This window comes from Halocynthiibacter sp. (genome assembly GCF_049608145.1).
Classification (GTDB): domain Bacteria; phylum Pseudomonadota; class Alphaproteobacteria; order Rhodobacterales; family Rhodobacteraceae; genus Halocynthiibacter.
Window position 1 is genome coordinate 63,545 of record NZ_JBMYXF010000003.1, and the last position, 12,418, is coordinate 75,962.

Annotated in this window: 18 protein-coding genes; 9 read left to right on the top strand and 9 right to left on the bottom strand. The window is 51.9% G+C overall.

Annotated elements, in window-relative coordinates; genetic code table 11:
• Window positions 1–8: 8 nt before the first annotated feature.
• From ACPGUT_RS02145 to ACPGUT_RS02160, 4 genes are all read right to left on the bottom strand, one after another.
• Window positions 9–692 carry an EI24 domain-containing protein gene (locus ACPGUT_RS02145; RefSeq protein WP_423988648.1) on the bottom strand — a complete coding sequence of 228 codons (684 nt, stop codon included), beginning with the start codon at window positions 690–692 and terminating at the stop codon, window positions 9–11.
• A 94-nt stretch (window positions 693–786) separates the two neighbouring features.
• The gene (locus tag ACPGUT_RS02150) at window positions 787–1,590 is read right to left on the bottom strand and encodes a hypothetical protein (RefSeq protein WP_423988599.1); all 804 of its coding nucleotides are present in this window, start codon (window positions 1,588–1,590) and stop codon (window positions 787–789) included.
• Window positions 1,591–1,732: 142 nt separating this feature from the next.
• Window positions 1,733–2,326 (bottom strand): nitroreductase family protein, encoded by a 594-nt coding sequence (locus ACPGUT_RS02155; RefSeq protein WP_423988600.1) that lies wholly within the window; start codon window positions 2,324–2,326, stop codon window positions 1,733–1,735.
• Window positions 2,327–2,381: 55 nt separating this feature from the next.
• Window positions 2,382–3,518 (bottom strand): class II histone deacetylase, encoded by a 1,137-nt coding sequence (locus ACPGUT_RS02160; protein WP_423988601.1) that lies wholly within the window; start codon window positions 3,516–3,518, stop codon window positions 2,382–2,384.
• A 62-nt stretch (window positions 3,519–3,580) separates the two neighbouring features.
• On the opposite strand from ACPGUT_RS02160, the gene ACPGUT_RS02165 reads away from it, so the two are divergent.
• Window positions 3,581–3,853 carry a DUF167 domain-containing protein gene (locus tag ACPGUT_RS02165; protein WP_423988602.1) on the top strand — a complete coding sequence of 91 codons (273 nt, stop codon included), beginning with the start codon at window positions 3,581–3,583 and terminating at the stop codon, window positions 3,851–3,853.
• A gap of 26 nt (window positions 3,854–3,879) precedes the next feature.
• Here ACPGUT_RS02165 and ACPGUT_RS02170 read toward each other — a convergent pair whose 3' ends face one another.
• Window positions 3,880–4,113: a hypothetical protein gene (locus tag ACPGUT_RS02170; RefSeq protein ID WP_423988649.1), complete on the bottom strand. Its 234-nt coding sequence runs from the start codon at window positions 4,111–4,113 to the stop codon at window positions 3,880–3,882.
• A gap of 123 nt (window positions 4,114–4,236) precedes the next feature.
• Between ACPGUT_RS02170 and ACPGUT_RS02175 the strand changes: the two genes are divergently transcribed.
• The 5 genes from ACPGUT_RS02175 to ACPGUT_RS02195 all read left to right on the top strand — a co-directional run bounded on the left by ACPGUT_RS02175 (window position 4,237) and on the right by ACPGUT_RS02195 (window position 6,988).
• The gene (locus ACPGUT_RS02175; protein WP_423988603.1) at window positions 4,237–4,497 is read left to right on the top strand and encodes a DUF6455 family protein; all 261 of its coding nucleotides are present in this window, start codon (window positions 4,237–4,239) and stop codon (window positions 4,495–4,497) included.
• A gap of 88 nt (window positions 4,498–4,585) precedes the next feature.
• Window positions 4,586–5,341 (top strand): M48 family metallopeptidase, encoded by a 756-nt coding sequence (locus ACPGUT_RS02180; RefSeq protein WP_423988604.1) that lies wholly within the window; start codon window positions 4,586–4,588, stop codon window positions 5,339–5,341.
• Window positions 5,342–5,518: 177 nt separating this feature from the next.
• Window positions 5,519–5,869: a YigZ family protein gene (locus ACPGUT_RS02185; RefSeq protein WP_423988605.1), complete on the top strand. Its 351-nt coding sequence runs from the start codon at window positions 5,519–5,521 to the stop codon at window positions 5,867–5,869.
• Window positions 5,866–6,237: a diacylglycerol kinase gene (locus ACPGUT_RS02190; RefSeq protein ID WP_423988606.1), complete on the top strand. Its 372-nt coding sequence runs from the start codon at window positions 5,866–5,868 to the stop codon at window positions 6,235–6,237. The genes ACPGUT_RS02185 and ACPGUT_RS02190 overlap by 4 nt, the downstream gene beginning before the upstream one ends.
• Window positions 6,238–6,253: 16 nt before the next feature.
• Window positions 6,254–6,988: a hypothetical protein gene (locus ACPGUT_RS02195; RefSeq protein WP_423988607.1), complete on the top strand. Its 735-nt coding sequence runs from the start codon at window positions 6,254–6,256 to the stop codon at window positions 6,986–6,988.
• 46 nt (window positions 6,989–7,034) lie between these two features.
• Here the strand turns inward: ACPGUT_RS02195 and ACPGUT_RS02200 are convergent, their stop codons facing one another.
• The 3 genes from ACPGUT_RS02200 to ACPGUT_RS02210 form a co-directional block, all read right to left on the bottom strand.
• The gene (locus ACPGUT_RS02200) at window positions 7,035–7,490 is read right to left on the bottom strand and encodes a universal stress protein (RefSeq protein ID WP_228849360.1); all 456 of its coding nucleotides are present in this window, start codon (window positions 7,488–7,490) and stop codon (window positions 7,035–7,037) included.
• A gap of 117 nt (window positions 7,491–7,607) precedes the next feature.
• Entirely contained in the window at window positions 7,608–8,387 is a 780-nt protein-coding gene (locus tag ACPGUT_RS02205; RefSeq protein WP_423988608.1) for a Bax inhibitor-1/YccA family protein, read from the bottom strand.
• Window positions 8,388–8,537: 150 nt separating this feature from the next.
• Complete coding sequence (locus ACPGUT_RS02210; RefSeq protein ID WP_423988609.1) at window positions 8,538–8,825, bottom strand: DUF1127 domain-containing protein; 288 nt, start codon at window positions 8,823–8,825, stop codon at window positions 8,538–8,540.
• 56 nt (window positions 8,826–8,881) lie between these two features.
• Between ACPGUT_RS02210 and ACPGUT_RS02215 the strand changes: the two genes are divergently transcribed.
• Window positions 8,882–9,736, top strand: coding sequence for a LysR family transcriptional regulator (locus tag ACPGUT_RS02215; protein ID WP_423988610.1), 855 nt, complete (start codon window positions 8,882–8,884; stop codon window positions 9,734–9,736).
• Here ACPGUT_RS02215 and ACPGUT_RS02220 read toward each other — a convergent pair.
• On the bottom strand, window positions 9,733–10,728 hold the full coding sequence (locus ACPGUT_RS02220) for an NADPH:quinone oxidoreductase family protein (protein WP_423988611.1): 996 nt from the start codon (window positions 10,726–10,728) through the stop codon (window positions 9,733–9,735). The genes ACPGUT_RS02215 and ACPGUT_RS02220 overlap by 4 nt on opposite strands.
• A gap of 407 nt (window positions 10,729–11,135) precedes the next feature.
• Here ACPGUT_RS02220 and ACPGUT_RS02225 point away from each other — a divergent pair, with 407 nt between their 5' ends.
• Window positions 11,136–11,510: a helix-turn-helix domain-containing protein gene (locus ACPGUT_RS02225; protein WP_423988612.1), complete on the top strand. Its 375-nt coding sequence runs from the start codon at window positions 11,136–11,138 to the stop codon at window positions 11,508–11,510.
• An 88-nt stretch (window positions 11,511–11,598) separates the two neighbouring features.
• The gene (hisN, locus tag ACPGUT_RS02230) at window positions 11,599–12,408 is read left to right on the top strand and encodes a histidinol-phosphatase (protein ID WP_423988613.1); all 810 of its coding nucleotides are present in this window, start codon (window positions 11,599–11,601) and stop codon (window positions 12,406–12,408) included.
• Window positions 12,409–12,418: the final 10 nt, after the last annotated feature.

Consider the following 12,418-nt stretch of genomic DNA (forward strand, 5'->3'; position numbering starts at 1 on the left):
GATCAGGTCTATTGTGGCAGGCGGTGATACATATGTGTGAATGTTGCGACCCCAAAAACCGGAATGACCAGGCTGAGAAGTGGGATCAACAAAGGTGCGGTCATCAGACATCCGGCCAGCCAAATTGCCCCCATATGACGTTTGCGTAATGTATTGGCATCTTGCGGTGTCAGGCGGCGTTCTGCGACCATTGTGAAATATTCCCGGGACAGCAAATACCCATTCAGCGCGACCCAGATCAGGGGCGCGAATGGGGCGAGGAAGATATAAAAGATCAGTGCCACAAGGTTGGCAGAAATGAGAACAGCCAGGAAACGTGCAGATTGTGCGGCGGTTTCTGTTAGGCTGCGGTGACGCACTGCGGGTAAATGGGGGTGATGTTTATCTTCGACAGCATCTGCAACTTCGTCCAAAAATAAGCCGCTGAAAAGAGATGCCACCGGCACCATCAGAAACACCGATAATGCCATCATGATCAGGAGCGAGGCCCAGGACAAAATTTCATGGATGCCGCCGATTTCGCCGATCCAGGGCAGCGTAATCTGATCCGGGGTTACAAGACTGAGGATCAGGACAAATACGCCATAAACGCCAGAGAGCAGGGCAAAAGCCAAAAGCACACCAAGAATAATCACTCTGCGGAATTTCGGATCACCGGCCTGTGCCAGTGCTTTGGAAAAGTCAGAAAAGATCAAAACCAATGCCTTCATAAACTAATTTGTAGAAAGCATATGGGGTTCTGGGCCGCAGTGCACAAGGGGGCTTGGATGAACGGATTGTTTCGTTTTAGGCGACATCTGATATGCCCCACGAACCCCATCTCAGCTGGGTATCGCGAAAACCCAGGTGTCGGATAAGAACGAGAGGCGCCAGTTCGGCAATCTGTTTCAGGTGTGACTGGTTATCTTGTGTCGGATCGTCAGAAAGAGCGAATAGTCGGGCATGGTGTCTGGTCAGGTCGTCTGGCGTCATGTCCTGTTCAGCGCGGACCAATTGAAACCCAAGATTGCGCAGGAACAGCGCAATCTTATCAGGCTTGTTCCCCTCGATAGTTTTATCCGCAAGGTTCCTGAGGGCGGACAGGTAAAAGTACGATCTGACATCATTGTGGCCGGCCGCCCCGGGCAAAAAGGCGAAAATGCAATTCTGTAAGAGCTGTCGGATCTCATGAATGTCCTTGCGGTTTTCATCGAGCATGGCTGTCAGAGAAAAGTGTATAAAATTTTTGCGACACGTGTTTGCATCCGGAGTTTCAGGAAAAATCTTGTTTTTCCCACAGCCGCGTTCATCTTTAAATCGATGGGGCTTTATGATCTTTGCAGCCGCGGAAGCTGATGTAGCGTCTATTCCCATTTGATGGGGAATTCGAACTTCGCGCTGATCAATAAAGCTCAGGATTGATTGTAAATAGAGCAGGCGCATAGGGTTTTGATCCCCTGTGATCTCGAGGACCGCAGTCAGATGATATTCCCCATTCGCATGGCATTTGATACGTCTCTGTAGACCCGCGTTTTCAAGAGGGTGCAGCGTGAATTCGGGAAAAATCTGTGTTTCTTCAATGTGATATCCATACACCGGAAAATATTTCATACTGCTCGCCTGCTGTCATAACTATGCGTTACAAGCCTGCACAGCTTCTGCCGCCGGTTTGTACAATCCCCGCTGGTTTTGCAGCGGGGGCTGATCATTCTTGTCGTCTCGCAATGGGCAAATACGGATTATATAACGTTTGTTATTCCGTTACCCATTGGGTGATACTGTCTAAATTAGGACGTTTTCTGTCCTGGGGAATAGCACCTTCAGACCCAATATGGATGAAACCAGCGACATAGTCATCCCCTGTGATGCCCAACCCTTCTTCCAGAAACCCAGGATGGAAGGCCGTAAATCCAGTTAACCAGTTTGCGCCCCAGCCGGATGCCTGGGCTGCATTCAGCATGGCCAGACAGGCCGCACCGGCAGCAAGATCCTGTTCAATCCGGGGGAAGTCATTGCATTCTTTATAAGCACAGACCACGGCGACGACCAGGTTGGCGTTGCCAAAGAAACCAGTGATGTTGTCGATCTTCTTTTGTTCAATCCCAGCGGTGTTGCCATGTTTTTCGACCAACGGTGTCAGGCGCTGCAGGGCGGGGCGTTCCAACACGATAAACTGCCACGGCACGAGCATCTTGTGATCCGGTGTGCGTGCCGCTGCTGTTAGAATCGGGGCCAACTCTTCACGTGTGGGGACGGGGGATTTCAGACTGCGCACTGGGCGTGATCTGCGGGTCAGCAAAAAGTCCATTACTGCCGCATTGTGTGTCAGAGGTTTGATATCCATCATTCGTTGTCCTTCAGTTTATGGTCTGGCTGGCTTTGAATGCTGGCGCCTGTTGTGCTCAGTCGCCCAAAAGCGTTTGAGCCATCTCATCTATCAGCCCCGATATGAATGCGTCAAAACGCGCAGAGGGCTGGCGGGCATGCACTGTGGCACCCAGTGGGTCTTCAACTGTGATACCGGAACCACAGAGCTCCTCAATCACCGCATGTCCACAGAAAGGTACATAAGCTTCAGAATAGCCACCTTCATGCACCATGAGAAGCTTGCCATCGCACAGGGTTTGCGCGGCAGTCATCACTTGGCGGGTCATCTGACGAAATGTCTCGGCGGAACAGGACATGCGCGACAGCGGATCAACGGCGGCAGCGTCAAATCCGCAGGCTACGATGATCACATCCGGAGCATGGCCGTGGATGGCGGGTAGAATGATTTTTTCCATCGCTTCCAGATAACTGACGTGTCCGGGGCCGGGGGGCAGCGGAATATTGATGTTCTTATTCTGGCCCTGCCCTTTGCCCCGATCTTTGATATCACCGGTATCCAGTGGGTAATTATATTCTTGGTGGATAGATATCGTCAGCACATCATCACGGTCATAATAAATAGCTTCGGTGCCATTGCCGTGATGAACATCCCAATCCAGTACCACAACGCGTTGTGCCATGCCTTTTGCTTGGGCTGCTTCGATTGCAATAGCTATATTGTTCAGCAAACAGAAACCATTGGGCCAGTCAGGCATGCAGTGATGCCCGGGAGGTCGTGACAGGGCATAGGCATTATCGATCTCACCACTTAACACAGCGTCTAATGCGGCGGTGGCGAGCCCGGCCGAGAGACAGGCAAGGTCAAAACCGCCGCGCCCGAAGGGGGTTCGCAGGCCCAGTTCTCCACCGCCGTTCTCAGACATTTCTTTAAATGCCGTGACATAGCTTTGGGGGTGAACCCGCAATAGATCGGTTTCATGGGCCAAGGGGGCTGTACGCACATCAAGCTCTGTGATCAGGCCTGAAACTTCCAGCAGGTTTTTCAGCCGCCGCTTGGTTTCTGGGTTTTCCGGTAGACCGCCGGCAGACAGAGGTTGCACAATGCCGCCCATCGGCCCGCCTACGGGTAAAGTGAGCGCATATTGTCCACCGGTATGCCAGAAACAACGTTCATCAGTGTAAAAACCGGTCTTTCGTTTCGGGCTGGTCATGTGGGTGTTCTCCTGTCAGGTTCAGACAGAGTGACAAAGCACCCTGGGAAAGACCAGAACGAATGACGAAAAAGTGTCTCTGCGCAAAAACAATCGCAGCCTTGAAGATGCCCGGTTCAGAAATCGCGGTGCGGGTTACGCCAAAAGCTTCACGTAATGAAGTAACGCTGGCCGAAGATGGCAGTTTGCGCGTGAAAGTCACCACCGTTCCGGAAAATGGCAAAGCGAATGCAGCAGTGGTGAAGCTGTTGGCAAAAACCTTGGGCGTGGCAAAGTCCGATCTTCAGCTGATACGCGGGGCAGCAAGCCGAGAAAAACTGTTTCGTCTGAGTTAACTCCGTCCCTGAGGGATCGGTAATGTTCAGTCTTTGCGCAATCGGTACACCCCTTCAGGAAGGTCCAGTGCAGCGGCCAAGTCTTCCAACTGGGCGATCGATAGGGTCACGGTTTCGACGCATCCGGTACGTGGGTTTACCTGTTCAATCGTTACACAACTGGCAAAAGCATTGATCGTAATGTCTTCCTGACGATAGGGGGCGGGTTCATCAACCAGGGTGACCACCGTGGCATCAAATTCGTGTTCAATTGTAAACATACCCTCAGGATGCGCAGAGGTGACGTAAACTGCAAGGCGAAAACAGGTGTCGGGCCATTTGATCCGGATCAAAGCGGGGGTTTGCATTTTTTGCCCAGATGTATGCGTATAGGGAGATATGACATGGCATTGTTTGATAAATATGATCGTCACGCCGGGCTGGTTGGCCAGATGGCCGGAAAACTTGGCGTGGATATGACCGAGAAATTTCTCGATGGCAAAATCGGGGCGCAGACCCTGCGTGGTACAGTTTTGCAGTGTATGAGCTGCAAAAAACCGGGTGCATGTGAACAGTGGCTGAATACCAAGGCGGATGGTGCTGCTGAACAAACGCCTGAATATTGTGAAAACAAAGTCTTGCTGGAAGAGTTGCGCAAAAACTAACGAAAAATAATTCCGTGTTCTGCGCAATTGTTCCATGGGTGAATTTCCGTATAGTGTCGGAAATTATCTGAGATTCCGGAGGAATATAGTGCGCCGTTTTATGTTTGCGATTGTTGTTGCCATGCCGTTTTTGGCTGGTTGTGTTGAAACCAGTGGGACGGCTCCGGCCTCTACAAAACCTACCACGCAGCCAACGCCTGTTGCGTCTTCGGGCACCGGCGATCGTGCAGCTGAGCGGATCGCTGCATCGAATGCCAACCTGATCACCGCGCGCCGGGGCTCTTCCAGTTACCGGTCCGTGCTGGCGCGGGTGGAACCCATCGCCGAGGCCGAATGTCGTGCGCGCGGCGTGGCCCAATGCGATTTTGCTTTCTTAGAAGACATCAATCCCAAGGCACCAGTCAATGCGTTTCAGACCCGCGATGGCAACCAGCCCGTTGTAATCCTGACGCGCACCCTGCTGAATGAGGTGAAGGATCCACATCAGATTGCCTTTATTATCAGTCATGAAACCTCACATCACATCCGCAACCATCTGCCACGTCAGCAACGCAATGTGCAGGTCGGTGCGCTGTTTGGGGCCATTTTGGCAAGCCAGATTGGTGTGAATGTTAACGATGGTGCACGGGCTGGCGGGTTCCTTGGTTCACGTAGTTATAGTCAGAATTTCGAACTGGAAGCGGACAGTCTTGGTGCCGCAATTGCCCATCGTTCGGGATATGATCCAGTACGTGGCATCCAGTTTTTTGCACGTGAAAGTTCTGGGCGTCAGCCAATTTTTGCGACCCATCCACCAGATGCGAAACGGATTGAAAATGTCCAACGCGTAGCTGCAGGCCTGTAGTGTTTAAAGTTTTTAAACAGCCATGAGGACGCAATTAAGATTTTCCGCAATCAAGTACCCCTGCCAATTTGGCGGGGGTATTTGTTTTAGTGATTGTTTTTGGTTATGAAATTGCGCCGGTTCGGATTTTCAGTCGGGGGCTTTTCCTTTTGTGTCACTCGCGATACACCCGCAGGAATGGAAATTTTTGATGGCATCATAAATGACCGCGGCAGCAAATATGCGGTGTCCGGCGGCGCGGTGAACAGCAAGGCAGATGCGCTCGCGTTTCTGAAGCAGTTGAAGCGTCAGAAGAAATTTGCCAAAGCCACCCATAACACTTGGGCCTGTCTTTTGAACGAAGGCCCGTTGAAAAATGACGACGGTGAAAGCGGTGCAGGCATGGTGATTGTGCGCATGCTGGAACGCGAAGAGCTGCGCAATCATATCGTTGTGGTGACACGTTGGTATGGTGGCACAAAGCTGGGCGGGGATCGTTTTCGGCGCGTGCAGGATGCAGTGAATCACTATGTGAAGGAACGAACATGATGGGTTTTTTGAAATCACAGTGGGATCGGTTTAAGTGGCGTGCGATCTGGTCCTGGGAAGGCTGGGTGAATTGCTGGCAGGAAGAACACAGCCTGAAACAATGGATTTTCGCCAATGCGATTTCGGCCCCTCTTGCGTTGTGGTTGCCTCTCAGCGGTGGGGAGCGCGCGCTTATTTTGGCCCTTGGAGTGCTTATCCTAGCGGCTGAGCTGTTTAACACGGCAATTGAACGCTGTGTTGATCTGATCACGATGGAAAAACACGACCTTGCTAAACAAGCCAAAGATCTAGGCAGTGCGGGGGTTGCAGTTACCGCGCTAGCAGCGGGTGTGGCCTGGGTGGCAGTTCTGGTGCGGATCTATCTGTAAGTGATTTAAGGGAAAGATGATACGATTTTGTATTTCAGTATTTTTGCTGTCGATCGGTTTGGTGCAAAATGTTCAGGCGACGCCGCCCCGGTATGTTGAGATGCGTGAAGAACTTCTAGGGTGGAATGACACGCATCTGTTTCTGTTGCGCAGTGTTGAAGACAATCTGGGATTTCACAGCGTTACGCTTAGCGAAACCTATCTTATTTCGCGTGATCTGCGGACGGGTGCAGATGAACGGGGCTGGCCGGTGATGCGGGTGATGGACCACGGTAGGTATTATTTTCAAGATGGGTATGAGGAACGGGTAGAGAACCTGAATATGCCGGATCGAGTGAACCCGTTTGACATCCTTTTGTGGCGTAAAGCATATCGGGTTCTGCCTGACACAGTTTTCATGGCGAATGATTGGCCAAAAACTGGGGTGGAAGATACGGGTTTGCTGGCCGCGCATCCGGATGGAGTTTCGTTTGTTACATTGGAAACTGTTATGGGCCATGTTCGTGATAGCCTGCAGCGTAACAAAGAACTGATACCGGAAGCCATGGTTGAGCACGATTGGACTGATGTCTTGCAGTCGTATGTGCGGATACTTGCAACGGCAGATTTTGCTTTGGAGGCGGGATGTGAAGTTGGCGTCGCAACCTATGCCTGGGGAAGCGATGCTCCGACAGCCATTGCCCGGCTGGATTGTGCGGACCCAGAAGAAAATGGCGGATTTTCTTATTGGACAGTGTTTCCCGTCAAATGATGTGAGTGCCTCTGCCTGAAGGGCAGAGGGTCGAGCGGCAACTTGATCAGGTGATGGCTTCTAGGCGTTCTTTGGACAGCTCACCCGGAACGATGGTGATTGGAATCGACAGAGACCCTGAGGCTTTGGTCAGCTGTGTAACCAAGGGACCGGGCCCCTTTTTATCGGTGCCTGCGCCCAAAACCAGAACGCCGACTTCAGGGTCATCTTGCACTTGGGCCAAGATTTGTTCCACAGGTTCGCCTTCACGCACCACAAGTTCAGGATCAACGCCTTGCTTGTCACGCATCCATTTGGCGAAAACTTCAAAATGGGCATGAATGCGTTCGCGGGCTTCTTCGCGCATCAGATCACCCACGCCAACCCAGTGATTGAAATCATCCGGTGGAATCACAGATAGGATTTCGACGCCACCACCGGTGTGTGCTGCGCGCATTGCAGCAAAACGCATGGCGTTCAGACATTCGCGGCTGTCATCAAGAACCACTAGAAATTTACGCATGAGAACCCTCCTGAATCTGCGCTATGATGCAGGGGTGGCGCGACATGTGCAAGCGCCTTTACAACAAGAAAGGGCCAGTCATTTCTGACTGGCCCCGATATTCATATGTTACTGAAATTATTCTTGCTGACCCATAAACATAAGCAGGAACTGGAACATGTTCAGGAACGCGAGATAGAGGCTCATCGCGCCGTCAATTGCTGCTTTGTTCAGCCATTCCTGATCACCGTGCATTGCGTGGGCAACATAGGTGTTCTTGATGTCCTGTGTGTAGAAAGCTGTCAGGCCAGCAAACAGTACAACACCGATTGCGGAAATCGCGAGGGTCATAACGCCGGACTGTAGGAACATGTTCAGGATCATCGCAACGATCAGGCCGATCACACCCATCATCAGGAAGCCACCCATTGCAGACAGGTCACGTTTTGTCACGTAGCCCCAGATGGACAGGGATGCGAAAGCGATAGATGTCACAAGGAATGTCTGAACAATAGATGCGCCTGTGTAAACAAGGAAGATAGAGCTGAGCGAGAGACCCATGATGGATGCAAAGGCGAAGAAACCAAGTTGTACGCCAGCAGAAGATGCGCGTTTCATGATCGCGCCCCACCCGAAGAACAGGAAGGCAAGTGGGCCGAACATGATCACGTATTTCAGCGGCGACATGTAAATCGCCTTACCCAGGCCGGTCAGATATTGGCCGTTGCGCAGCATAGCGGTTGCGCCTGTCGGATCAGAGGTCACAGCAAGACCTGAAATAGCCCAAGCCGCCAGTGCTGTGATCAGCATGCCGATGGACATTGTGCCGTATACTTTATTCATATGGGCGCGCAGGCCTGCGTCAATTGCTGCTGCGCGGGCGCCGACGCGGACGTCTGACTGGTGATAGGTTGCCATTGTGGCCTCCGGAAAAAAATGAAACTTACGCAGCCAAAAGAAAGCCGCCTCCCCCGTAATATCGGTGAAGGCGGCGGAATTTTCAAGGTTTTCTGACCTGATCAGGTGAAAATCGCAGATTTGCTTTAGGCGATTGTCTGCGAGATGGGATCAGAACAGACGATGAGCTTCGGCGCTGGCTTGATGTGCGGTCACGCCAATGTCTTCCAGCAAGTGCGCATCCAAGCGGGCAAGCGCGCGGCGCTGGCGCATAACGGAAGTCAGTTTCGCGAAGCGTGCAAAGAAAGACGCGGCCTGAGGGCGTGCATTGGCATAGGCTGCGAAATCTGCGTAAGAAGTCACGGCGGTTACAGTGGCAGTATTGGTCATATGTCCGTTCCATTCATGTTTCGTGAAGCTGTTGCTTCGTTTCATCAAATCACTTGATGTATATGTCATTTCATGATCCACATTAAAAATGAATGTTTTTGGGTTAACTCATCAAGGATTGTGATGTGTCAAGAAATTTGGATCTGACTGCGTTACGCAGCTTTGTTGCGGTTGCAGATGCTGGCGGGGTGACGAAGGCGGCAGGGTTTCTGCACCTGACGCAATCGGCTGTATCGATGCAGCTGAAGCGCTTGGAAGAATCAATGAATGTGTCTTTGCTGGACCGGAGTTCCCGCCAGATCGCGCTGACCGCCCCGGGTGAGCAGCTGTTGAGCTATGCGCGCCGGATGCTTGCGCTGAATGATGAAGTATATGGCAAGCTGACCCATCAATCGTATGAAGGGGAATTCACGCTTGGGGTGCCACATGACATTGTATACCCCGGCATCCCTGGTGTTTTGCAGCGGTTTCATAGGGAATACCCGCGCATGAAAGTGCAGTTGATCTCTTCTTATACAACCAAATTGAAATCCCTGTTTGCTCAGGGAGAGTGTGATGTGATCCTGACAACAGAAAATTCTGCTGATAAAGGTGCAGAAATTCTGGCTGAACGCCCGCTTGTCTGGGTGGGTGCCCCTGGGGGGCAGGCGTGGAAGACACGTCCCTTGCGTCTGGCGTTTGAACACAACTGTATTTTTCGCCAGGGGGCGCAAGGGGCACTTGACCGCGCGGGGATACCGTGGGAAATGGCCGTTGAAAGCGAAAGCTCCCGCACCATCGAAGCGTCTGTGAATGCAGATCTTGCGGTGCATGCGGTGATAGAGGGAATGCAAGGCCCGCGCATGGAAGAAATTGACCATGGGGGTGCACTGCCAGAGCTCGAAAGCACTAAAATCAACCTATACGTGACCGCTGTTGATCGTGGTCCGGTGTGCGAGGCGATGTCTAGGCTTTTGCGAGGGGCGTTTAACGCGCTTTAATTGTGCAATTTGATACGGTTAAGGCATTTTTCGGTGGGTAGAACTACTATTTTGCCAGTCGAAGTTCTGTTCCGCAAAAGTGTAAGGGCATCTTCAATACCTGAGAGCGGAAAGTGGTGGTGCACATTGGCTTCTATTTTCCCTTCGGCCAGCCAGTTCAATAGCGTTCGACCTGATTGTATCAGAATATCTGGGGCGAACTTCCAATAACCGCTCCAGTTTACTCCAATCAGGTCGATGTTTTTTACAAGCGCGTGGTTGGCTGGAATTTCGGGAATGTCGCCGCTGGCAAACCCAATAAGTAAAATCCGTGCTCCGGGGTTGCAGGCGCGAAAGGCGGCAGTGAACTGTTCGCCGCCGACAGGGTCATACACAACGTCAGCGCGCCCAGCCGCAATGATTGTTTCGCGAATGTCGGCGGTTTCTGAATCAATCAGAATATCCGCCCCGGCGTGTTCGGCGGCTTCAAGTTTTCGCGGCCCCCGGGCGACAGCAATAACGCGAGCCCCCAGAAGCTTGCCCAGTTTAACCGCTGTTAGCCCGACGCCGCCGCCTGCACCCAATACTACAAGCGTTTCACCGGATTGCAGTCTTGCGCGCTGTGATAGGGCAATATGGGTGGTTCCCCATGCAACTTGAAACCCGGCGGCATCAACGTAACTGACATTGTCCGGAAGAATCAGGCAGCGGTCGGCTGACGCAAATGCTTGTTCCGCAAACCCACCATGGCCTGCGTAAGCGGTGATGCGCTGATTTTTCAAATTCTGGTTAACTTCGGGACCGCAGGCGATGACGCGACCTGAAAATTCGAGCCCTGGCGTGAAGGGCAGGGGCGGTGTGTCTTGGTAGCGACCTTTAAGAAGGAGAAGGTCTGAGAAATTGACAGCGGCGGCTGCGACCTGAACGAGAACCTGACCTGCCGCAGGGGATTTCACTTTCCTTTCAATGAATTCAGCCGGGGTATCAAATGATGTGACGCGATAGCTTAGCATTTTATCACTGTCCTTTTATCAGATCCTGATCTTTCTTAGCAGGCTTATTCCTGTGTCAAAATTTAATCTGCCAATATTCTGGAATTATTTCAGGGAGACAGGGGGTGAATTGGGTTTTGTGACGGCGAAATCGGCAGGTCTTCGCAAATTGCAACGAACTGACTTAAGGACATGTTGCAATATGGGAGGCATAATGCAAAACACGTTAAGCGCGAGTGATGTGCTTTGAGTTAACCAATTTCGCCATGTGAGTTTTGACCTGGCTATTTAGTCAACTCAACCGGAAGGACTCCGGTGAAAACGCAGGAAGCGATACAAAAAAGCGCTTGTGGAGAATAAAATTTCAACTGGACTTACGGTTGGCATGAAAATTGCTTACTATCAGAGTCAGGGAAAAGGAGTATGGTATGAAACACCCTGTAGACGTACATGTTGGTAAACGCGTCAGACATCGCCGCTGGATGGTTGGTATGACCCAGCAACAGTTGGCAGAAAAAGTTGGAATTAAATTTCAGCAAATTCAAAAATATGAAACCGGGATGAATCGTGTAAGCGCATCCCGTCTTTGGGATATATCTGACGCACTGGATGTGCCTGTCGCGTATTTCTTTGAAGGCTTGCGAGAGACCGCTGATGAAGCTGTCAGCGAAGGTGCTGCAGTTCCAGGTGATCTTTTGGCTGACAAAGAGGCGTTGGAACTGATCCGGTCCTACTATTCTATTCCGGAAAATCAGCGTCGTCGCCTATTTGATTTGGCACGTGTTCTCAGCGACGCTGCCTGATCCTGAAAAAGCACCGTGAGGTGCTTTTTATTGACGTTGTTTGTTTCGCATGCCAGGGCTGTGGAAAATCCCGGCATGCGGAGCAGACATGACACAATTTTCTGACACCGAAATTCAGGCTTTGAAAGCTTGCGCATATGCTTTGGCAGATGCTGCGCGCCCTGTAACGCTGCAACATTTTCGCAGTGCAGGCCTAATGGCGGATAACAAACTCTCTGATAGTTTTGATCCTGTGACCGTCGCAGACCGCGGTGCTGAAAAAGCAATGCGTGATGTTCTGGCGGAATTGCGTCCGCGGGACAGTATTTTGGGGGAAGAATACGGGTTTCAACAGGGCAGCTCGGGCCTGACCTGGGTGCTTGACCCGATTGACGGCACGCGCAGCTATATCAGTGGTACACCAACGTGGGGTGTGCTGATTGCCGTTGGGGATGAAAACGGGCCTGTGATGGGGGTCGTTGATCAACCATATATCGGGGAACGTTTCTTTGGTGGTTTTGGCGAAGCGTATTGTGATGGCCCAATGGGGGTGCGGGAGCTGAAGACATCTGATGTGAAGCTGCTGTCAGACGCGACGCTTTTCACAACCTTCCCCGAAGTTGGCACCAGCCAGGAGCGCTTGGCATTTGAGGCTGTGCGCGATCAGGTGAAGCTGACGCGTTACGGCACAGATTGTTATGCTTATGCGCTGGTCGCGGCGGGGCAGGTCGAACTGGTGATCGAAGCTGGGTTGAATTCATATGATGTTCAGGGACCGATCGCAGTGATCGAAGCTGCGGGTGGCATTGTCACCAACTGGACGGGTGGTCCCGTTCATGAAGGCGGGCAGGTGTTGGCGGCGGCCAACCCTAACATTCATGCGCAGGCCCTGACCCTGTTGCACGACTATACCGGGTGACTGAATAATT

Excerpts from the sequence above, each read along its gene's own strand:
- ACPGUT_RS02160 (WP_423988601.1), bottom strand. The coding sequence starts at position 3,518 with ATGACCAGCCCGAAACGAAAGACCGGTTTTTACACTGATGAACGTTGT.
- hisN (WP_423988613.1), top strand. The coding sequence starts at position 11,599 with ATGACACAATTTTCTGACACCGAAATTCAGGCTTTGAAAGCTTGCGCA.
- ACPGUT_RS02175 (WP_423988603.1), top strand. The coding sequence starts at position 4,237 with ATGGCATTGTTTGATAAATATGATCGTCACGCCGGGCTGGTTGGCCAG.
- ACPGUT_RS02190 (WP_423988606.1), top strand. The coding sequence starts at position 5,866 with ATGATGGGTTTTTTGAAATCACAGTGGGATCGGTTTAAGTGGCGTGCG.
- ACPGUT_RS02220 (WP_423988611.1), bottom strand. The coding sequence starts at position 10,728 with ATGCTAAGCTATCGCGTCACATCATTTGATACCCCGGCTGAATTCATT.
- ACPGUT_RS02210 (WP_423988609.1), bottom strand. The coding sequence starts at position 8,825 with ATGACATATACATCAAGTGATTTGATGAAACGAAGCAACAGCTTCACG.
- ACPGUT_RS02165 (WP_423988602.1), top strand. The coding sequence starts at position 3,581 with ATGACGAAAAAGTGTCTCTGCGCAAAAACAATCGCAGCCTTGAAGATG.
- ACPGUT_RS02200 (WP_228849360.1), bottom strand. The coding sequence starts at position 7,490 with ATGCGTAAATTTCTAGTGGTTCTTGATGACAGCCGCGAATGTCTGAAC.
- ACPGUT_RS02155 (WP_423988600.1), bottom strand. The coding sequence starts at position 2,326 with ATGATGGATATCAAACCTCTGACACACAATGCGGCAGTAATGGACTTT.
- ACPGUT_RS02225 (WP_423988612.1), top strand. The coding sequence starts at position 11,136 with ATGAAACACCCTGTAGACGTACATGTTGGTAAACGCGTCAGACATCGC.
- ACPGUT_RS02185 (WP_423988605.1), top strand. The coding sequence starts at position 5,519 with ATGGAAATTTTTGATGGCATCATAAATGACCGCGGCAGCAAATATGCG.
- ACPGUT_RS02195 (WP_423988607.1), top strand. The coding sequence starts at position 6,254 with ATGATACGATTTTGTATTTCAGTATTTTTGCTGTCGATCGGTTTGGTG.
- ACPGUT_RS02170 (WP_423988649.1), bottom strand. The coding sequence starts at position 4,113 with ATGTTTACAATTGAACACGAATTTGATGCCACGGTGGTCACCCTGGTT.
- ACPGUT_RS02205 (WP_423988608.1), bottom strand. The coding sequence starts at position 8,387 with ATGGCAACCTATCACCAGTCAGACGTCCGCGTCGGCGCCCGCGCAGCA.
- ACPGUT_RS02150 (WP_423988599.1), bottom strand. The coding sequence starts at position 1,590 with ATGAAATATTTTCCGGTGTATGGATATCACATTGAAGAAACACAGATT.